General features: G+C 57.1%; 15 protein-coding genes and 1 tRNA gene. 13 read left to right on the top strand and 3 right to left on the bottom strand.

Going from position 1 to position 20,381, the window contains the following annotated elements:
* Nucleotides 1–41: 41 nt before the first annotated feature.
* Entirely contained in the window at nt 42–704 is a 663-nt protein-coding gene (locus tag B5477_RS05700) for a DUF6320 domain-containing protein (RefSeq protein ID WP_079698801.1), read from the bottom strand.
* 12 nt (nt 705–716) lie between these two features.
* Entirely contained in the window at nt 717–1,991 is a 1,275-nt protein-coding gene (locus B5477_RS05695) for a condensation domain-containing protein (RefSeq protein ID WP_079698800.1), read from the bottom strand.
* A gap of 166 nt (nt 1,992–2,157) precedes the next feature.
* On the opposite strand from B5477_RS05695, the gene B5477_RS05690 reads away from it, so the two are divergent.
* The 7 genes from B5477_RS05690 to B5477_RS05660 all read left to right on the top strand — a co-directional run bounded on the left by B5477_RS05690 (nt 2,158) and on the right by B5477_RS05660 (nt 11,518).
* Nucleotides 2,158–2,239 (top strand) — tRNA-Leu (locus tag B5477_RS05690).
* A 337-nt stretch (nt 2,240–2,576) separates the two neighbouring features.
* Nucleotides 2,577–4,109 (top strand): response regulator transcription factor, encoded by a 1,533-nt coding sequence (locus tag B5477_RS05685; protein ID WP_079698799.1) that lies wholly within the window; start codon nt 2,577–2,579, stop codon nt 4,107–4,109.
* Nucleotides 4,110–4,113: 4 nt separating this feature from the next.
* The gene (locus tag B5477_RS05680; protein ID WP_079698798.1) at nt 4,114–5,892 is read left to right on the top strand and encodes a sensor histidine kinase; all 1,779 of its coding nucleotides are present in this window, start codon (nt 4,114–4,116) and stop codon (nt 5,890–5,892) included.
* A gap of 213 nt (nt 5,893–6,105) precedes the next feature.
* Complete coding sequence (locus B5477_RS05675; RefSeq protein ID WP_079698797.1) at nt 6,106–7,419, top strand: ABC transporter substrate-binding protein; 1,314 nt, start codon at nt 6,106–6,108, stop codon at nt 7,417–7,419.
* 61 nt (nt 7,420–7,480) lie between these two features.
* Complete coding sequence (locus B5477_RS05670; RefSeq protein WP_079698796.1) at nt 7,481–8,377, top strand: carbohydrate ABC transporter permease; 897 nt, start codon at nt 7,481–7,483, stop codon at nt 8,375–8,377.
* Nucleotides 8,378–8,382: 5 nt separating this feature from the next.
* On the top strand, nt 8,383–9,228 hold the full coding sequence (locus B5477_RS05665; protein WP_079698795.1) for a carbohydrate ABC transporter permease: 846 nt from the start codon (nt 8,383–8,385) through the stop codon (nt 9,226–9,228).
* Between the two features lie 22 nt (nt 9,229–9,250).
* Nucleotides 9,251–11,518, top strand: coding sequence for a glycoside hydrolase family 2 protein (locus tag B5477_RS05660; RefSeq protein ID WP_079698794.1), 2,268 nt, complete (start codon nt 9,251–9,253; stop codon nt 11,516–11,518).
* 281 nt (nt 11,519–11,799) lie between these two features.
* On the opposite strand, the gene B5477_RS05655 is transcribed toward B5477_RS05660, so the two are convergent.
* A complete protein-coding gene (locus B5477_RS05655; protein WP_079698793.1) occupies nt 11,800–12,654 on the bottom strand; it encodes a hypothetical protein in 855 nt (284 codons plus the stop codon).
* Between the two features lie 231 nt (nt 12,655–12,885).
* Between B5477_RS05655 and B5477_RS05650 the strand changes: the two genes are divergently transcribed.
* The 6 genes from B5477_RS05650 to B5477_RS05625 are packed head-to-tail and all read left to right on the top strand — an operon-like array spanning nt 12,886 to nt 20,351.
* On the top strand, nt 12,886–13,563 hold the full coding sequence (locus tag B5477_RS05650; RefSeq protein ID WP_079698792.1) for a DUF4956 domain-containing protein: 678 nt from the start codon (nt 12,886–12,888) through the stop codon (nt 13,561–13,563).
* A gap of 12 nt (nt 13,564–13,575) precedes the next feature.
* Nucleotides 13,576–14,979, top strand: a complete 1,404-nt coding sequence (locus B5477_RS05645; RefSeq protein WP_079698791.1) for a CotH kinase family protein — start codon at nt 13,576–13,578, stop codon at nt 14,977–14,979.
* Nucleotides 14,980–14,997: 18 nt separating this feature from the next.
* A complete protein-coding gene (locus B5477_RS05640) occupies nt 14,998–17,127 on the top strand; it encodes a hypothetical protein (RefSeq protein WP_079698790.1) in 2,130 nt (709 codons plus the stop codon).
* Nucleotides 17,124–18,260, top strand: coding sequence for a HEAT repeat domain-containing protein (locus tag B5477_RS05635; protein WP_079698789.1), 1,137 nt, complete (start codon nt 17,124–17,126; stop codon nt 18,258–18,260). Before B5477_RS05640 ends, B5477_RS05635 begins: the two co-directional genes overlap by 4 nt.
* Complete coding sequence (locus B5477_RS05630) at nt 18,247–19,662, top strand: glycosyltransferase family 2 protein (RefSeq protein WP_242942129.1); 1,416 nt, start codon at nt 18,247–18,249, stop codon at nt 19,660–19,662. Before B5477_RS05635 ends, B5477_RS05630 begins: the two co-directional genes overlap by 14 nt.
* Nucleotides 19,659–20,351, top strand: a complete 693-nt coding sequence (locus tag B5477_RS05625) for a polyphosphate polymerase domain-containing protein (RefSeq protein ID WP_079698788.1) — start codon at nt 19,659–19,661, stop codon at nt 20,349–20,351. Before B5477_RS05630 ends, B5477_RS05625 begins: the two co-directional genes overlap by 4 nt.
* The last annotated feature ends 30 nt before the right edge of the window (nt 20,352–20,381 follow it).

The following is a 20,381-nucleotide window of genomic DNA, read 5'->3' as shown; positions in this document are numbered from 1 at the left end:
ACCCATAGTAAGCTATACTATGGGTCATTTTCTTTTGTTTTTTAAAAGTGGAACCGTTTGACCATCTCCTGTTTGGTTTTGCGGTCGGCCAACAGGATGGTGCCCACCAGGATGACGGCCGAATAAATGCAGGCCGTAATATAGGGCCAGCACACCGTGGTCAGACCGAAGACCATCAGCAAAATCGAAAGGATCCCCAAAATTCCGATCATGAACTGGTAGAGCACGAAGTCCCGGAAAAGGAGCGGGCGCACCAGCATGACCGAGGTGATGATCCCCTGCGCGGCGATGATCAGAAAGGGGATGACGTAGCCGAGCATCCAGCCGTGGTTGCCGGTGGAAAGGTCGATGACATAGCCGAGCACCGAGATGGCGATGAGCTGGATGAAGATCATCAGCCCCACGTTTTTGAAGGAGCGCCGGGCGGTCAGGAAGCTGGTCCAGCCATAGATGGTGGCCCCGAGCACGATCAGCGACCAGATGGTGTCGCTGTCGGCGACATAATCGAAATAGAGTGAGAGCGCCACCAGCACCACCGAGACCATCGCCAGCACACGCAGCAGGTAGCGCATGCGGTTGGAAAACTTGATATGCGGATAGAGCGGCGCCTCTTCCCCGCCCAAGCTCTCGAGCGGGGCGCCGCAGAGCACGCAGTATTCGTCCTCGCCCTGCACCCTCACGCCGCAGCGCTTGCAATAGGTCATCCCGCCGCCTCCTCAGATTTCATTGTGCACGATCTCGCAGTCGATCCCCTTTTGCGCGAGAAAGCTGAAAAAGTATTGCTGCACATCGGCCGAGACCAGGGAGTTGGTGAAGGTGAAGCTCATTCTGTCCCCAAGGCTCACCATCCCCGCCTTGACCGGCTTGAGTGAAGAGATGCTCACCAACAGGTCCATGCGCTCGACAAATTCCTGCATCCCCTGCGGCAGGGTGACCACCCCGAGGTTGGAGAGCGCGCAGCTTTGCCCCCGCTCACCCCGGCGGTGAATGACCCGCAGGCCGATCCGCTTGATAAATAACGGGATGAAGCGCACGAGCAGGTTGCGCTCCGCCTCGACGTTGTAGCGCAGCTTCTGCGCGAGGCGCTCCTGGCACAGCTCCTCCTTGAAGGACTTTTTGACCCTTTCCAGCACCTCCTCAAAGGTGTAGTCCCGGTCGAAGGTCATTCCGATGTTGAGGTAGGAGAAAAAATTGCACAGGGTATGCGACTGGTAGAAGCTGCGCAGGTTGACCGGGATGCAGATCACAATCGGCTTATCCCGCCGAAATTTCGGATTGCCGCCCAGATAGATCGAGCGCAGCAGCAGTGCGGTCATGTATTCGGTCACAGTGGCGCCCGCGCTCTTGCATAAAGCGAGCATCGGCCGCACCGGCAGCACCCCGGTGATCACTCTCGTGACCCGCCTTTCCAGCAGCGGCCCGCGCAGGCGGAAGGCCGCCGCCGTGGTGTGGCTCTCCTTCTCCGAATCCCGGGAATAGTTTTTGATGAAGCTGTCCTCCTCGAACTCGTTGGGGTGGCAGCTCCCCTCGAAGAGCGGACACTCACCCAGGTCCCGGTCAGGGTGCGCCAAGGTTAGATAATGGTAGAGCAGCCGGCGCAAAAACATCAAGGCCCCGGTTCCGTCGGTCAGGGAATGAAAAATCTCGAGGCTGATCTTGCGCCCGAAGTAGGAGGTGCGGAACAGGTAGCCGTTGTTTTGAATCCGCTCGATCCTAAGACAAGGATAGGTTCGCTCCTCCTGGACGAGGGGCTTTGAGAAGTTGCTTTCGAGATAATACCAAAAAAAGCCCTTGCGCTGCTTGACGCAAAAGGATGGAATATCCACCAAGGTGCGCTCCACCGCCTGCTGCAGCAGGTCGGGGATCACCTCCTCGCGCAGGACGGCGCTCAAGCGGTAGACGTTGGTGTTCTTTTTATTGGAAATCGCCGAGAAGGCCTTGGCCGCGTTGTCCAGGCGCTTCCAGTAATATTCGCGGTATTTTTTCTCCATGAGGCGCGCTCCTGCTTTTCCTTGATTGCCGAACCCGGTATCTGTTTCTATTATAGTAGCTGCTCCCTCGTAAAACAACTGCTAAGATGTAAATGATCTCTAAAACTTCGCGGCGCTCCCCAGTTGACACGCCGCCAAAAAATATGCTAGTATAATTTGTATCTGTGCGGGAGTGGCGGAATGGCAGACGCGCTGGTCTTAGGAGCCAGTCTTTCGGGGTGTGGGTTCAAGTCCCATCTCCCGCACCAACAGCATGAAATCCGAACCCATAGGGTTCGGATTTTTGTGCGTCTACTGCCGCAAAAACACGTTTAAGCGAATCGCTTAAACGTGTTTTTTATGTTAACAGCATCATTACCCGATGGAAAGATCGACACGATCATCCTTATACTGAAAAACAGATAATGATCATTTTTTCTCACCTGCACAATTATTCTTTTAATATACAAATAAAAAGAAGCAAACTCCCCCCGATCTGTACAACCCTTGTATCATGTATGCTATACTGGAAGCAAACGCGAAGAAACAGACATTTTGCCGGATTAAGGGGATAAGGGCTTTTGAAATAGGAACAGGAGAGATTTCATGAAATGCAGAATTTTTCTTGTTGAGGATGAATATGAAACCCGCCAGTCGATTCACTACCTGGTCGATTGGGCTGCGTACGGGTTTGAGATCGCAGGGGAGGCGGCCAATGGCCAACAGGCCCTGGAGCTAATCGCACAAGCTCGGCCGCACATTGTACTTACCGATATCCGAATGCCGCAGATGGACGGCGTGGAACTGACCAAAACATTGCAGATGCGCTTCCCTGATATACGCGTAATTGTTTTGAGCGGATACAGTGATTTTGAATATGTCCGCGACTGTTTTCAGTATGGGGCGGTTGATTATGTGCTCAAGCCCACGCTGCAGGCGGACGAGCTGCTGACCCTCCTGGAAAGGATCGCATCAAAAATTCCATCCTGTCATTTTGTACCTTCTTTTCGTCCGACAGCGGAAAGCCTGTTGGGCCTGCTATTGGCCGGGATGTCTGAAAATCTTGCGGCGGATCCAGGGCCTTTTTTCCCGGGTCCGCAGTACAGGCTGTTGGCCATGGACGTGCCCTATGTCTTTGACAAGGCGCCGGATCTTGGCCGCTGTTGCGATTTACTGCGTAAAGCGGCGCAGGAATGCTTTTCAGGCCGCTGTACCACCGTGGCCGAGTTTGAAAACAGGAGGCTGGTTCTGCTGATCAATACATCAGCAGAGTTTGAGCGGCGGGATACCATGGCCGCAAGGCGGGTTGCGGTGATTATGAAGCATTCCCTTGGGGACTCGTTCTGGGTGTATAGCGATGCGATCGGCCACTGGTCTGAGTTGTACCAGCATTGGAAAAATGGATATGCTGCAACACTCAAGCAGCGTTTTTATCATCACAAGGATTATTTCATCGAGGAGGCTTCCCTCAGAACCGGATTTCAGGAAAGGGGTCCCTGGGATGTGCAGCATTTCAGCGCTTTACTGGAACAGGGGCGCATGCTGGACGCCCTCGACGCGATGGTACAGTATACCCGGGATATTCTTTCCACCGCCTCCATGGAAGAGCTAAAATTAAAGGCCCTTCTCTCTAATATCGTATACCAAATTATCGACTATCTCGAAGAGGCCGAGCTTCCGCTGGAACATACGGTGGAGCTGCGCCGCAACCTGATCGTACGCATCAGCAATACACGTTTTTCCGGCGAATTGCTACAGCTGACGGAGCAGCTGGCCGAAGAGCTGCAGCAATACTGTATCATCAAAAAAAAACCGTCAGAGGAAATGATCCTGGATTATGTTGAAACGCACTATGCGCAGCAGCTTTCCCTATATGATCTGGCCAAACAGTTCAGTTTTAACTATCATTATTTGTCAGCCTATTTTACGACGCATTACCAAAAGAGCTTTACAGAGTATCTGAACACCGTGCGCATTCAAAAGGCTCAGCAACTGCTCCAGGAAAACATTCTTTCCGTGGCTGAGGTGGGCGCGCAGGTAGGCTATACCGACAATAGTTATTTCTCCCGCGTTTTTAAAAAAAGTCTTGGTGTGACGCCCACCGCTTACCGCAAGCAGTACCAGAAAAGACAGAGGTGAATATATGAAAACGAACCAGAGACGTTTTTTAAAAATTGTCCAGGCGAACAGCTTGTTTTTGGAGGTTCTGCTTCTTACCGTGGCTGGGGTGGTCGTTGCGTGCACCTTGACCATGGCGATTTCCTGGAACAATTCTCAGAAGCTCCATCTGGATACCATCAGCTATTCAAGTAAGCAGAGCCTGGGACAGGTGCAGGAGTCTTTTGCCGAATGGACGCAGGAGCATTCCTCTCTTTTGTACGCACTGCAAAGCGGCTGGGCTGTGCAATCTTTTCTCACCACGCAGGACGCCACTACGCTGGAAGCGAGACAGGCGTCCTACCAGCTGACGACGTTGCTCAAACAGCTGGATTTTATTGGAGAGAACGGTTTCTCCTGGCCGCTGATTTTAACCGATGTGAAGGGGGCGGTAAAAAAATCTTATGCGTATTCCACTGTAACCGAAGAATTTTTCCTTCAAAAGGCGGCCTCTTACAAGGGACAGAGTGCTTCCAACAAGCCGGAATATATTTTCATACAAAACGGGCCGTCCGAATGGGATGTGGACCACAACTGCATACTGATGTCCAAAACGCTCCGAAGCAGAGGAAACAGGGAAATTTATGGATTTGCCTATGTTGTCGTGCGGCAGGGGCAACTAAAAAGCGCTTACACCGCCTTGAGCAACGCTTCAAGCCGTCTGATGCTTCTCAACGACGAGGGAATTATCGTGAGCGCCGAGGACGAGACACTGATCGGCCGCTCCTTCCCACAGCTGTTAAAAACCGCGCGTGCGGCGGAACAGCAGGACCTTGCTTTTGCAGAAGCCTTCTTTCAGGAGGCAAAGGTGCATCTCGTTTCCGTCCCGATCAGCAACTGGGGGCTTCATGCCATCGCCATCATCGACAATCAGACGGTGGTGCAGCATGTACGCGAAAGTTTCTATGAAACGTTATTCGTCTGCCTGCTGGTCATCCTTGCGATGCTGCTCGTGCTTTTCACACGGCTTGAGTTTCGGTTTGCACCGCTGCGGCAGCTGATCCGCCATATGGAACACGCGAAGGAAAAGGAAATGTTCATGCCCATCCAGATCAAGGGAGGATATGAGGTACGGCAGCTGGGAACCGCTTACAACCGGATGGCCCAACGGGCGGAGTCCTATGTCGGGGCTTTACAGGAAAAGGAACGGCAGAAGCGCAAGATGGAGATACGCAGCCTTCGCATGCAGCTGGACCCCCACTTTATTTACAATACCCTTGCTTCCATCAAGTTTCTGATCATACACGGTGAAAACCAAAATGCGGAAAAGGCGCTCGATATGCTTACGCTGTTGCTGCGCAGCAATATCAGCAGCGACCAGGAATTTATCACGCTGGAGCGGGAGCTCGCCAGCGTGGAGAGCTATGCCTTCTTACAAAAAATCCGCTTTGGCGACCGCATTTCCCTGCAATTCCACTGCGAGGAAAGTGCAAAGGACCGCCTCGTCCCCAAGCTCATGCTGCAGCCTTTTGTGGAAAATGCATTTTTCCACGCGTTCCCGGAGGAGAACGACAGCGGCTTGGTTAGCATCTTTGCGCGTGTAAAAAAGGGCGAGCTGGTCTGCGAGATCATTGACAACGGATGCGGCTTCTCCTCACAGGAAGCAGTAACCTCACATAGCGCCCAGGAAAGGGAGAGCATTGGCATACGGAATGTGAATGAGCGGCTGCAGCTGTTATACGGGGAAAACTTCGGAGTGTCAATTTCCAGCAGTGTGGGGGGCGGCACCTGTGTGACAATCCGTCTACCCGCCGGGGACCAGTAATCTCTGCATTGCCGCCAAGATTAATTGGTTAAGGTTAACAAAATTAAATATATAAACTGTGTTATTTTATTTTATATCCTCAAATCAATCCTATTTTGACCAAAATTGATCCTACCGCTTGTTTCGGACGACACACTATAATGAAAGCACAGGTAATGAGCGCGCATTACAAAAAGATTCGACAAATTTCTGGCCATAAGAGGAGGAAGGTTCATGAGGATCAGGAAACTACTTGCTCTGCTGCTGGCTGCGGCGGCAGCACTGTGCCTGCCGGCCTGCGGCGGTTCCACCTCCGGCTCCAATGCCGGAAAAACGGCCGACGAAAGTAAAACAGAAATTACCGCCTGGGCGTGGGACGACAATTTTAATGTGAAGGCGCTGCGCCTCGCAAAGGAACGCTATGAGGCTGAGCACCCTGATGTGACTTTAACCGTGATCAGCCAGTCGCTCAATGATGTTGTCCAGAAGCTGAATACCGCCTTTGCGGCGGAAAGTTATGACGGCCTGCCCAACATCGTTTTGATCGAAGATTACAGGGTGGGCGGCTATCTGGACGTTTTCCCCGGTTCGCTGCGCGATCTGTCCAGTATTATAAACGCAGACGATTGGATGCCCTACAAACTGAGCGCCTTTACCCGCGATGGAAAAATTTATGGCGTTCCTTTTGACAGTGCCGTATGCGGTATGTTCTATCGTGTGGATTTTCTGGAACAGGCCGGGTACACTGGCGAAGATCTGAACAATATCACCTGGAGCGAATACATCGAGATAGGCAAGAAAGTAAAGGAAGCGACTGGCGTCAGCATGCTGGAACAGACCAGCGGCGACTTAACCCTAATGAAAATTCTGATGCAGTCAGCCGGCACCTGGTATGTAAGCGAGGACAACACCTCCTTAAATATCGCGGGCAATCCGGTGATCAAAGAGGCCATGCAGGTATATAAAGATTTGATGGATGCCGGCATCGTCATGAATTTCCCAGGCTGGGATGAAAAGGTGCGCGGTATTCAAAACGGGGACCTTGCCACCATCGTTGACGGCTGTTGGATCAGCGCCACCATCAAGACCGCTGAGGATCAGAGCGGCAAATGGGCCCTAAAGCCCATTCCCCGCATGGACCATGTAGAGGGAGCCGTAAATGCTTCCAATGTGGGCGGCTCCTCCTGGTATGTCGTGGATAAGGTAGCAAACGCGGATGTGGCCGAGAATTTCTTAAAAGAGACCTTTGCGAGCGATACTGGATTCCTGAACGAACTGGTCAACGAAATCGGCCTGTTCAGCTCGCACAAAAGCGACGGCAACTTCACCAACTATGAGGCACAGGACGCTTTCTTCGGCAACCAGAAGATCTGGGAAGATTTCGCCGCTTGGGCCGAGCTGGTTCCACAGGTCCCGTATGGCATTAATACCTATAACATCGACGATATCGTTGAGGAAGAGCTCCAGACTGTCCTGCAGGGCGGGGATATTGATGCGGCATTGTCCGCCATCGAATCCCGCGCCGCTCAAATCGGTCAAATTGGCTGATTATAATCAGGCTGCGGGACCGTTTTACGGGACCGCAGCCTTTTCACTGGGGAGGATTTCCATGCGAGAAAAATCCAAAATCGCCAAAGGCCCACTGGAAAAAAAATTAAACCGCATCGGTTGGATGTTTGTTTCAGGGGCGAGTGCGCTGATCATTGTTTTTACATTCTATCCCGTCGTCGATGCGCTCCGCCTGGCATTCATGTCAGGCAAGGGAAACCAGCTCTCCTTTGCGGGAATGGGAAATTTCCAACGAATGCTGCAGGATGAAACCCTGAAAAAAGCCTTTTTCAACACGTTTTTATACCTGATTATCCAGGTCCCTATCATGCTAATCCTGGGCCTGATTATTGCCTCCATGCTGCAAAATAAGGACCTGCGCTTCAAGGGGCTGTTTCGCACCGCTATCTTCCTGCCGTGCATCACCTCCTCGGTGGCGTATGCATTGGTGCTGAAAACCATCTTTGCCAACGAGGGCTTGTTTAACACTCTGCTGACGAGATGCGGTCTGATCAGCGAGCCGATTTTGTGGCTCAACGACGCATTCTGGTCGAAAATGCTCATTATTATCGTCATCACCTGGCGCTGGACCGGCTATAACGCCATGTTTTACATTGCCGGGCTGCAGAACATTGAACCCTCCATCTACGAAGCGGCCGACCTGGATGGCGCCGGTTCCCTGCAGAAGATGCGCTATATTACCGCACCGCTGCTGCGCCCTGTGATTCTTTTCACCAGCATCACTTCCACCATCGGTACGCTGCAGCTGTTCGACGAGGTGAAGAATATCACCAACGGCGGCCCTGCAAATGCCACAATCACCATCTCCGGTTACATATACAACGTATGCTTTTCTTATGTGTCGGAGTTTGGGTACGCCTCCGCGATCGCATTGGTGGTCGTTATCATCATCGCCATTCTCTCCGCGCTGCAAATGCGGGTCGGAGACAAGGAGTGATATCCATGGGAAAAACCAAGAAAAAAGTGATCCTGGCAATTGAATATGTGTTTTTGTGTTTCGTCTCGTTCTTATGCGCATTCCCGTTTTTATGGATGATCATCGGTGCCACCAACACCTCGTCCGATGTGATGCGCAATAAGATGACCTTTGGTAGCGCATTATGGAATAATCTGCAAACCCTCCTGCAGCCGGAAAAGGGGTTTGTGACAGGGCTTAGCAACACCATCATCAAGACCGTTGTCACCACGTTGCTTTCACTGCTTGTCTGTTCACTGGCGGGCTACAGCTTTACCATGTATCGAAGCCAAAAACGGGAAAAGCTGTTTAACATTCTTCTGCTTACCATGATGATCCCTTTTAGTTCCATAATGGTGCCGTTATACCGTATGTTCGCCCAGATGAACAAGATCCCGGTCCTGAAGCTGGTCGGCCTCAATACCCTGGGCGCGATGATTCTGCCCTCGGTCTCCACCGCATTCCTCATTTTCTTCTTCCGCCAGAATGCCAAAAGCTTTTCCAAAGAGCTGGCGGAGGCCGCCCGAATTGACGGTTTGGGCGAATGGGCAATCTTTTTTAAAATATTCTTTCCGGTGATGCGATCCACCTTCGCCACCGGCGCCATTGTCTCCTTTATGAACAGCTGGAACAATTATCTCTGGCCCTTGCTGGTGGCTCAGTCCCCACAGGTGCGCACCTTGCCGATGGTGCTGTCCGCCCTGGGCCAATCGTACACGGCGGACTATGGCGCGCTGATGACCGCCATCGTGATCGCCACCTTGCCCTCGGCGCTGGTCTATTTCCTCATGCAGAAGGAGTTCGTGGCGGGCATGACCGGAGCGGTCAAATAACAAAACATATCAGGAGGTCATTATGCAATCCAAACGGAACATGAATCCGGGCTGGTATTTTAAACCCGACTTCAATGAAAACGATATCGCGGGAGAAAACCTTGCAGATTATGAATGCATCGATCTGCCCCACACTGTGAAGGAACTGCCCTACAACTGCTTTAGCCACGATGAGACGGCGCTCTGCTGTACCTATGTCAAAAAATTCACCGTGCCGCAGGAGTGTGAAGGCAAAAACGCTGTCATCGAGTTTGAAGGCGTGATGACGCAGCACAAGCTGTATGTCAATGGCGCTCTGGCGGGCGAGCATCGCGGCGGCTACTCCCGTTGGCGGTGCGACATCACCCAATGGATGGCCAAGGGTGAAAATACGTTGGTGGTCATGGTGGATTCCCGGGAGGACAAGGACATTCCTCCCTTCGGCTATACCATTGACTATCTCACATATGGCGGCATTTACCGGGATGTAAATCTGTATTTTCTCCCGCAGGCCTGGCTGGATACCGTACTGTTTCGATATCGGTTAACCGGCGGCGATGCCGAGATGGCACCCGAGGTCCATCTTGAAAACAAGGCCGACGCCTTTGAAGGCGTTTTACATCTGGAACTTTTGGAGGATGGCCGCTGTGTCAAGCGCTGGGAGCGCAGCGTTACTGTGGAAGAGGGCGGCAGCACAGTCACCCTGGCAGGGGAATCCTTCTCAAAGCCAACGCTTTGGGATCTCGAGGACCCGCATCTCTACACCGTGAGGGTAACGCTGTATAAAGACGGCGCCGCGCTGGACCGCCATACCCTGCGCATCGGTTTTCGCACGGTGGAGTGCAAGCCAGAGGGCTTTTATCTCAACGGCCGGGCAGTCAAGCTGGTGGGCCTGGACCGCCATCAGTCCTATCCCTACAGCGGCTACGCCATGCCCGCCCGCGCCCAGAAGAAGGACGCAGAAATCCTGCGCAATTACCTGCATGTAAACACCGTGCGCACATCGCACTACATGCAGTCGGAGGATTTTTTGGACCGTTGCGACGAGTTGGGCCTGTTGGTATTTTCCGAGATGCCCGGTTGGGGCTATATCGGCGGTGAGGCCTTCAAGGAAAATGCCCTGCAAAACATCCGGGATATGATCACTGTGGAATACAACCACCCGAGCATCTTCATCTGGAGCATACGGATCAATGAATCGGACGACGACGATGCATTCTATACCCAGACCAACGAGTTGGCCAAGAGCCTGGATACCTCCCGTGCCACCACCGGCGTGCGCTGTATTACGAACAGCCATCTGATCGAGGATGTCTATACCTTCAACGATTTTATCCACTACTCCCATCCGGTCAAGCACTACCGCGAGGTGGTGTTGCTCAATCAGCAGAAGGTCACCGGACTGACCCACAAAGTCCCTTACCTGGTAAGCGAGTACTGCGGACATGTTTTCCCGGTAAAGCCGTTCGACTGTGAGGAAAAGCAGATGCGCCATGTGCAAATCCATGCGGCGGTGCAGAGCGCCAACATGCTGCGCAAGGACGCCATGGGCGCCATTGGCTGGTGCGCCTTCGACTATAATACCCATGGCGATTACGGCTCGGGAGATAAGATCTGCTATCACGGCGTCATGGACATGTTCCGTATCCCCAAATATGCCGCTCAGGTCTACCGCAGCCAGGTATCCCCACAAAAGGAAATTGTACTGGAACCCGCCACCGTCTTCGCGCGGGGCGAAAACGATGACAACCGGCCCATTCCCTTCGCTGTGCTGACCAACTGCGATTATATCGAGGTGGAGGCCTATGGACGCAGCATCGGTAAATTCTTCCCCAGCCTGTCTTACTGCGGACTGGCGCATCCGCCCATTATCGTAGATGAGGATCCCGGCCGCTGGCAGGATATCTGGGAGGGCGGCGCCATCATCGGCTACCTAAACGGCAAAGAAGCCGCCCGCAGGACCTACTCCCGCGATGCCCATCTGGCCGGGTTGGCGGTTACCCCGGATGATCTTGTCCTCAATAACACCGTGGTGGACAGCACACGTTTCGTCTGCCGCTTCCTGGACCAGAATCAAAATTTGCTGCCCTTCTACAACGGGGTCGTGCAGGTCGAGGTCAGCGAAGGGCTCAAGGTCATCGGTCCCAAAACCATCGCGGTAGTCGGCGGCTCCATCGGCTTTTGGGTCAAAACCACTCCAATTAATAAAAAAATGGAGGCCACCGTGACGGTCCGCGCTTTGAACACCAGCATCCCGGACCAGGTTTTCTGCTTACGGCTCGAGCCACAAAAGGATATTTTGGTGCTTTAATATTTTTTATAACAGGTATTGCCATCACAAGCGCGGGCGAAGGTAAGTCTTCGCCCGCGCTTGTTTTATCTATCCCAGTAGCGAAATGCTGCCGTGGCACATAACTATAAAATAGCCTCCCGTGCTCCGATCCTTAAAAAACATCCCCGGACGGTCAAGCCCAAAGGGGATGTTTTTCTATGATTCCTTCTATAAAATTGATTGGAGAAATTGCTCTGACACCGGCAAAGTGATATACTAGATCTGTTATACATCCAGGCGGATGAAATCCCATTAAATGGCTATTCTATGCGCTCGATCAACACTCTAATTGGATCGTAGCAGTGGTATCCCAGGACCATGCCGTCGTAGTCCACCGCACGGCGAACCTTCTCCCAGGATTGCCGGGCGGCTGCGAGGCCGTCGGCGTAATAGGTGCTCTCTTCGGTGAGGCCGTGCACGCCCGGGGGCTGGAACTCGAAGATGCACACCACCGGCTTTTTTGCGGCGCGCGCCAGGTCGGCCTCGGCCTGGATATGCGAAGCCTCTCCGGAGCGGTAATAATTCATCACCGCCACCCCGTCGCAGCCCTCCTCAATGAGCCGCGCGAGAGCCTCACTATGGTCGTTGTCGTACCAGTAGGGGATGCAGGCGAGCAGGGCGAGCCCCTGCCTATTGGCGTACTGGCGCGCGGCAACCATTGCGGATACATACCCCTCCATCACTCGGGCTTCGTCCTCCTCCCAAGACTGCGTGAGATAGGGCTCCACGTCCACCATCAGGCCCTCCAGCGCGCCGCCGGAACGCTTGGCGAGAGCAGACGCCCGGTCCACCTCCTCCTTGAGCGCGGCAGCCTGAGGGTCGAGCCCCCACTCCGGGCGGCCGGTCAGCAGAAGGACCTGTATGCCGGCCTTCTCCATGTCGCAGAGGAAGGAGACAGCCTGTTCCTCCTCCCCTTCCGGTATTTCCTGATAGAGGTCGTCCGCCTCCAGCCGGTGGAGGGTATCCAATAGCCCGGCGCGCCGCGCCGGCTCAAGAACCTCCCCTCCCCAGGAAAACAGGCCGTCGCCCAGAACAAGGGGGCCGCGCCAGGGCAGGAGGACGAGGAGCGCCGCTAACAGGAGCAGCACCGCCAGCCAAATCCATCCGCGTTTCATCCGTCTCCCCCTTTCTTTTGTGCATTCCCTGTTACAAATTTATACTTTTGACAACGCTCTCCGGGGGCCCGCGGACCTGGAGAAAGGGGACAAAGATGGAGGCCCCGGCCCCATTTGCTTTGTGCAAAGGGCTGTGCCGGGGCCGGAGGAGTCCGGGATTTCCATAAGTATGATTATACCCATTTCACTTGACTTTGACAACACTTTGCCGGTGTTGATGGAGGAATTTAAATGAAAACTGCGCTATACAATTTATTGCAGCAGACGGGGGACCTGACCTGGCAGACCATTCTGATCAACCTGGCCATGGCCGCGGTCATGGGGCTTGTCATCTTCCTGTCCTACCTGTACACCCACGCGGGCACCGTCTACAGCCGAAAATTCAACGTCTCGCTGGTGATGCTCACCGTTTTGACCACCACCGTCATGACGGTCATCGGCAACAACCTGGCGCTTTCCCTGGGCATGGTGGGCGCTCTGTCCATCGTGCGTTTCCGCACCGCGATCAAGGATTCACGGGACACGGCCTACATCTTCTGGACCATCATCGTGGGGATCTGCTGCGGCGCCGGGGATTACCTGGTGGCCGCGGTCGGCTCCGCGCTGGTCTTCGTGCTGCTGCTGATTTTGGGCCGGGTGCGCAACGACGAGCGGATGCTGCTCATCATCCGCGCCGCGCGCACCGCACAAGCGGAGGTGGAATCGGTGGTCTACCTGTACTACTCCACCTTTGCCAACCTCAAGGTCAAGAACACCACCCCGGATACGGTGGAGCTGATCTACGAGCTGTCCCGCAAGGCCCTGCGCAACGCCGGACACAAGAGCGAGTCGATCACCGACCGCCTCTATGCGGTTGGCCGGGTGGAGTACGTCAATCTGGTCGCCCAGAGCGACGAGGTCAGCGGTTAAGGAGAGATTGCCATGCGCAGAGCACTGTGCGGCCTGCTGGCCGCCGCCGGCGCGGTGGTGCTGGCCCTCGCCGTCTCCGGGTACAGCCGCAGCCATCTGGAGCGCTATCAGCAGCACCTGCAGGCGCCCGGCCCCTCGGCGGACATGCCGAAGATCACGGAATTTCATACCCACCTGCCCATCGTCACCCTCGACGCCGGGGGTCAGGAAATCCCCGGCGAAAAGCGGGACGGCAGCACCATCCTCGGAACGCTTCGGGTGGTGGACGGCGGCGCGGGGGACAACCGCCCGGGCGATCCCCCGGCGCTCGAGAGCGGCGTTCTGCTGCGCTACCGGGGCAACTCCTCGCTGCACTTTGACAAAAAATCCTTCCGCCTCAAGCTGGTGGACGGGGCGGGAGAGCGCGATTCCCACGAGATGCTGGGCATGCCCAAGGAGGACGAGTGGATTTTAAACGGCCCCTTCCTGGACAAGACTCTCATGCGCAACTATATGCTGATGAACATCTGCGGCCAGGTGCTGGAGAACACTCCGCAGGTGCGCTTCTGCGAGCTCTTCGTGGACGGGGAATACCGGGGGGTCTACGTGATGATGCAGAGCGTCTCGCGCGCCCAGGCAGGGCTGGCAAAGTCGCCCAAGAACCGGCCCGACACCTCCTATATTGTCCGCCTGGACCGGGGCGGCAGCGTGGAGCTCGACAACTTCTCCCTGTACACCCTGCGCACCCAGAGCAAGCTCAACGTGGTCTACCCCTCCGGCAAGACCTGTACGCCCGAGCAGGCAAAATACATCGAGCGGGACGTCAGCCAATTTGAAAAGGCGCTCTACTCCCTGGACTACGACGACCCAGTGCTGGGATACGGCGGCTATATCGACGTGGATTCCTTCGTCGACTACATGGTGCTCAACGAGTTTTTCCAAAACTACGACGCGGCGCGGTACTCCACCTATCTGTGCAAGCCCCTGGGCGGGAAGCTCTCGATCGGCCCGGTGTGGGACTTCAACAACGCCTTGGACAACTACATCGAGACCGCCTACGACGCCACCGGCTTCGCCTTCCCGGACGATCTGTGGTATTTCATGCTGCTCAAGGACGAGCGCTTCACCCAGCGGGTGATCGACCGCTACCGCCAGCTGCGGCGCACGGTGCTCTCCGAAGAATACCTGCTAAGCTATGTGGACGACGTGGCAGCCTACCTGGGCCCGGCAATCGAGCGCAACTTCGCGGTCTGGGGCTACACCTTCAGGCCCGAGTACGGCCTGCTGGAGCCTGCGCAGCGCAACCTTGACAGCTACGGGGCGGCCCTCGCACAGATGAAGGACTTCCTGCGCCGGCGGGGCGACTGGCTGGACCAGAACATCGAGCTGCTCCGGCAATACTCCCACCCCTCCGCCGTCAAGAAATTTCAGCACTGAGAAAGGAAGTGGCCGCCCATGCGCAAATTCCTCATCCTGTGTGCCGCCGCCGTCCTGGTGCTGCTGGCCGGGAACTATCTGATCTACCACACCAGCTACTACATCGACTGGCGTCCGGACGAAGCCATATCCAGCTTCACGGGCACCAGCGGCAGGGAAATCCTGGTGGACCGGGGGGACGGCCCCGCGCCCTTTGAAATCCGCGGGGTGGATCTGGGCGTCGGCAAGCCGGGGCACTTCGCCACCGAGTTCGCCATCACCCGCGAGGAATACCTGCGCTGGTTTGGGCAGATCCAGGAGATGGGGGCCAATACCGTGCGGATCTACACCATCAACTCCCCCGCCTTCTACGAGGCCTTCCTCGAATACAACCAGGATAATCCCGACCCGCTCTACCTCATCCAGGGCCTGTGGGTCAACGACTATTCTCAGAACTCGCACATCGACGCCTACGACCCGGATTTCCTCGACCCGCTGCTGGAGGACGCCAAGCGGGTGGTGGACGTCATCCACGGCCGCCGCAACGTGTCCTACGACCCGAACCGGGGCAACGGGCGCTACCGCTATGACGTGTCAAAGTGGGTGCTGGGCTACATCCTGGGCGTGGAGTGGGAGGACCTGACCGTGGCCTTCACCGACCATATGCGGGAGGAATCCGCTCCCTACCGGGGGACCTATTTCTACGCCACAGACGAGGCCACCCCCTTTGAAAGCATGCTGGCCAGACTGGGGGACACCGTGGCCGCGTACGAGGCCGGGCGCTACAAGCAGCAGCGGCTCATCGCGTTTGCCAACTGGCCCACCACCGACCCGATGAGCTACGATGAGGAAACCTCCAGGCTGTTTCTCAAGTTCGCCGAGGTGGACGTGGAGCAGGTCAAGACCACCGAGGCCTTTTGCTCCGGGCAGTTCGCCTCCTACCACGTCTACCCCTACTATCCCGACTATCTGCGCCACAGCCCCGACCTGGCCGCCTATCTGGACGAAAAGGGGCGGAGCAACACCTATCGGGCCTATCTCAAGACCCTTACCGACCACCATGCCATGCCGGTGGTCATCTCGGAGTTCGGCGTGCCCTCCTCGCGGGGGATGGCCCAGGTGGATTACGGACGGGGCTACAACCAGGGGGACCTGTCCGAGCGCGCGCAGGGCGAGGCGATCGCCGCCTGCTACGAGGACATCATGGCCGCCGGCTGCGCCGGGAGCGTCATCTTCACCTGGCAGGACGAGTGGTTCAAGCGCACCTGGAACACCATGCACGCGGTGGACCTGACCCAGACGGCCTATTGGAGCGATTACCAGACCAACGAGCAGTATTTCGGCCTGCTCTCCTTCGACCCCGGCAGGGAGCGCAGCGTCTGCTACGTGGACGGGGACGACGAGGAGTGGGCCGGCAGCGCCCCCGTCAGCGAGGGAGAGGGGCTCTCCCTGGCGGTTAAATATGACGAAAAGTACCTTTACTTCCTCGTGCGGGGCGCGCGCGAGGACCGGGCGGTCTATCTGCCGATCGACACCACGCAAAAGACCGGCTCGGCCGTCTGCGCCTCCCCCGCCCTCTCCTTCGACCGGCCGGCCGACTTTTTGGCGGTGCTGGACGGGAGCGGCAATTCCCGGGTGCTGGTCCAGGAGCGCTACGACTGTCTGCGCGCCATGTACCTCCACCAGGTGAAGGGACTCGACCCCTACGAGTTCCCGCCCGCCGCCGACACCCCGGACTTTGTGCCCATCAGGCTCATTTTGCAGGTCTCCCCCCTCTTTCCGAGCGTGGAGCAGCCCAAGATGAACATGCCCACCTACGAGACCGGCAAGCTGGTGCACGGCAACGGCAACCCGAACAGCGAAGACTTCCTCTCCCTGGCGGACTTCTGTTACGGCGAGGGGTTCGTTGAGCTGCGCCTGCCCTGGCAGCTGCTCAACTTCTCCAATCCCTCCGACATGGAGATCCACGACGATTACTACGCCCACTACGGGGTGGAAAACCTGCGCCTGCACAGCCTTTGGGCGGGCGTCGGCACGGGAGAGGGAACCATCGAACTGGGTGAAACGCCCCTGCGCGGCTGGGGCAACAAGGTCACCTATCACGAGCGGCTCAAGGATTCCTACTACATCGTGCAGGAGATGTGGGCCGCAGGGGAGGCGGCGTCATGACCTCCAGCTGGATCTGGACTCTGCTCAACCTCTATCTGCTCATCAGCCTGTGCGCCATCCTGTTCGATCTGTGGATCATGCTGACCGCCTCGCACCGCCAGCGCGCCCGCGGCCGGCGGGAGGCCCGCCTCAAAGCCCTGCTGGAAAGGCAGCTTTCCCTGCTCGGGCAGGGGCGCGAGCAGGAGGAAGCCACCCAGCATAAGCTGTACCGCCGGCTGCGCTCGATCGGCGACGTGCTGGCCTTTTGCGTCCTGGCGGATGCTTACAGCGCGGACGGGGACGCGCGCTTCGCCCTGTGGGTTTCCCGGTCGGGCGCGATGTTCGGGCGGCTGTGCCAGTACTATGGCCGCAAGCAGAAGATGTACCGCGCCTCCTTCGCCTGGCTCTTGGCCTCCTGCCGGCAGGACATTCCGGCCGCCCTGCCCTTCCTGCTCGCCTGCACCGCCCAGCGCGGCTCGATCTATTGCCGGGAAAACGCCCTGACCGCCCTGTACCGGGGCGGGAGCGTCAAAGGGGTGGTCCAGGCCCTCAAACGGATGAGCCGGGAGGATGTGCATCACAGCCAGAAGCTGCTCTGCGACGGGCTGCTCTCTTTTAAAGGAGACCGCGAAGAGCTTTGCGCCCAGCTCTGGAGGCAGTTCGGCTCCTTCACGCCGGACATCCGCCTGGCGCTGGTGGACTTCATGCGGCTGCTTGGGGCGGACTACTGCCGGGAGCTGCTCCCCCTGCTGGACGACCCCGCCACCGACGACGAGCTGTGCTACGCCATCCTGCGCTACTACGGGCGCTGCCGCGACGAAGGGGCCTACCGGCGCATGCTCGCCTTCCTGGAAAAGCCGCGGGGCGGCCTGTGGGAGTACGCGGCGGTGTCGGCCTCCGCGCTGCGCGCGTATCCCTGCGGGGAGACGGTAAGCGCCCTGCTCGAAGCGCTGGGCGCCCACAACTGGTACGTGCGCTACAACGCGGCGGAGAGCCTGGTGTCCATGGGATTGCCCGAGTCGGCCTACCGCCCGGCGCTCGAGGGCGAGGACCGGTACGCGCGGGAAATCCTGCAATACATGCTGGAGCGCCGCCAGCTCTCGGGCGCCGCGCCTGAGACCCGGAAAGGAGGCAAAAGCCTTGTCGTTTCTTGAGGCCCTCACCCAGGGCGTGAATTCGTTTTTCCTCCTTTACATGCTGGCTTATTCCAGCGTCTTGTTCCTCTCGGTGATCGTGGGGGTGGCCCAGATCGCCAGGCGCAGCGAGCTCATCGAGATGCGCAACTCCTTCCGGCACGAATATTACGTCCCCATCACCATCATCGTTCCAGCCCACAATGAGGAGCTGACCGTGGTGGACACGGTGCTCTCCCTGCTCAGCCAGAACTATCGGCTCTATGAGATCATCGTGGTGGACGACGGCTCCACCGACGGCACTGCCCAGAGGCTGATCGAGCACTTCCAGATGGAATGCGTGCAGCGCCCCATCCGGCGGCGGGTGCCCTGCAAGGAGGTGGTGAGCGTCTTTGAAACCCAGGGGCAGAAGGTGCCCCTCACCCTCATCCAGAAGCAAAACGGCGGCAAGGCCGATGCGCTCAACATGGGGATCAACGCCTCCAAGTACCCTTATTTCATCGCCATGGACGCCGACTCGGTGCTCGACGACGCCCTGGAGGCCATCGCCAAGTATGTGCTGGAGGACGACCGCACGGTGGCCGTCGGAGGGCTGGTGCGCATCGCCAACGGCGCGGTGCTCAAAAACGGGAAGCTCGTCAGCTACCGCCTGCCCAAAAACTTGTGGGCCATGCTCCAGGTCATGGAGTACGACCGCTCCTTCCTGGCCTCCCGCATGTTCTTCGACCTCTTCAACGGCAACCTGATCATCTCCGGGGCCTTCGGGCTCTTCAAAAAGGAGACCGTCATCCAGGCCGGGGGCTACGACACCAATACCATGGGCGAGGATATGGAGCTGGTGATCCGCCTGCATGAATACTGCCGGGCCAGCCGCCTGCCCTACTCGATCAAATACGCCTCGGACGCGGTGTGCTGGAGCCAGGCCCCCTCCACGCTGGGGGATTTGAGGAAGCAGCGCCGCCGCTGGCATATCGGCATGTTCCAGTCCATCGCCAAGCACCGCAGCCTCATCCTCAACCCCAAGTTCGGACCGGTGGGCACCTTCTCGTTCCTCTATTACATCCTCTTTGAGCTGCTCTCCCCGCTGATCCAGGTCGTGGGCCTCGCCTTCGTCGGGGTGGCCTACTACCTGGGGATGGTCAACGTCCCCTTCATGCTCGCGTACTATCTGTGGAGCCTGCTCTTCGGCGCGGTGCTCTCCATCGCCGCCTTCTTCACCCGGGTGTTCACCTTCCGCACCAAGCTGCCCAAGGGGGATTACCTCAAGGCGGTGCTGGTCTGTATCCTGGAAAACTTCGGCTACCGACAGCTCATCGCCCTGTTCAGCCTCTCCGGGATTATCGGCTACCGAAAATACTCCAAAAATTGGGGACGTATCCAGCGCACCCGTTTTGGCGGGGATGAAAAGGGGGCCTCGGCATGAGGGAGGTACTGCGCTACGAGCGCAAATTTCTGCTGCCCCAGGAGGAATACTTCCGGCTGCGCGGGCGCTTCGAGGCGCTGCTGCACAAGGATGCGCACACCGGCCGGGACGGCTACACGATCCGCTCCCTATACTTCGACACCCTGCACGACGCCGACTATTTTGAAAAGCTCGACGGCGTGCAGCTGCGGCGCAAGCTGCGGCTGCGGCTCTATGATCCTGCGGCGGACTTCGCCTTTTTGGAGCTCAAGCAAAAGGAGGGTGAATATCAGCTCAAGCGCTCGCTGCGCCTTGGGAGGGAAGCCGCCCTGTCCCTTTGCCGGGGCGTATACGCCCCGCTGCTCGACCTGCACGACGAATTCGCCGACGAATGCTACGCGCTGCTCACCATGCGCGGCTACCGGCCCAAGGCGGTCATCGAGTACCGGCGGGAGGCCTACACCGCCCGGGAAAACGACACCCGGATCACCTTTGATCGGGACATCCGGGCCAGTGAAAGCTGTCTTAGCCCGTTCGACCCCCGCCTGGCGCTCTATCCGGTGATGAACCAGGGGCAGGTGGTGCTGGAGGTAAAATACAACGGCTTTTTGCTGGAGTACCTCAAGGAGCTGGTCAGCGGGTGCGAGCGCTCCCAGGTCTCGGCAAGCAAATACTGTATGGGGCGACTGGCGAGCTATGGCTTGATCTGAACAATGTTGGGCGCCGGACTTCACGGGCCC

It is taken from the genome of Provencibacterium massiliense, assembly GCF_900169495.1.
Classification (GTDB): domain Bacteria; phylum Bacillota; class Clostridia; order Oscillospirales; family Ruminococcaceae; genus Harryflintia; species Harryflintia acetispora.
This window is presented reverse-complemented; position numbering and strand designations above follow the sequence as displayed.

Coding starts and splice junctions, on each gene's coding strand:
- B5477_RS05700 (WP_079698801.1), bottom strand. CDS start 704: ATGACCTATTGCAAGCGCTGCGGCGTGAGGGTGCAGGGCGAGGACGAA.
- B5477_RS05660 (WP_079698794.1), top strand. CDS start 9,251: ATGCAATCCAAACGGAACATGAATCCGGGCTGGTATTTTAAACCCGAC.
- B5477_RS05640 (WP_079698790.1), top strand. CDS start 14,998: ATGCGCAAATTCCTCATCCTGTGTGCCGCCGCCGTCCTGGTGCTGCTG.
- B5477_RS05695 (WP_079698800.1), bottom strand. CDS start 1,991: ATGGAGAAAAAATACCGCGAATATTACTGGAAGCGCCTGGACAACGCG.
- B5477_RS05665 (WP_079698795.1), top strand. CDS start 8,383: ATGGGAAAAACCAAGAAAAAAGTGATCCTGGCAATTGAATATGTGTTT.
- B5477_RS05670 (WP_079698796.1), top strand. CDS start 7,481: ATGCGAGAAAAATCCAAAATCGCCAAAGGCCCACTGGAAAAAAAATTA.
- B5477_RS05685 (WP_079698799.1), top strand. CDS start 2,577: ATGAAATGCAGAATTTTTCTTGTTGAGGATGAATATGAAACCCGCCAG.
- B5477_RS05675 (WP_079698797.1), top strand. CDS start 6,106: ATGAGGATCAGGAAACTACTTGCTCTGCTGCTGGCTGCGGCGGCAGCA.
- B5477_RS05625 (WP_079698788.1), top strand. CDS start 19,659: ATGAGGGAGGTACTGCGCTACGAGCGCAAATTTCTGCTGCCCCAGGAG.
- B5477_RS05680 (WP_079698798.1), top strand. CDS start 4,114: ATGAAAACGAACCAGAGACGTTTTTTAAAAATTGTCCAGGCGAACAGC.
- B5477_RS05650 (WP_079698792.1), top strand. CDS start 12,886: ATGAAAACTGCGCTATACAATTTATTGCAGCAGACGGGGGACCTGACC.
- B5477_RS05645 (WP_079698791.1), top strand. CDS start 13,576: ATGCGCAGAGCACTGTGCGGCCTGCTGGCCGCCGCCGGCGCGGTGGTG.
- B5477_RS05635 (WP_079698789.1), top strand. CDS start 17,124: ATGACCTCCAGCTGGATCTGGACTCTGCTCAACCTCTATCTGCTCATC.
- B5477_RS05655 (WP_079698793.1), bottom strand. CDS start 12,654: ATGAAACGCGGATGGATTTGGCTGGCGGTGCTGCTCCTGTTAGCGGCG.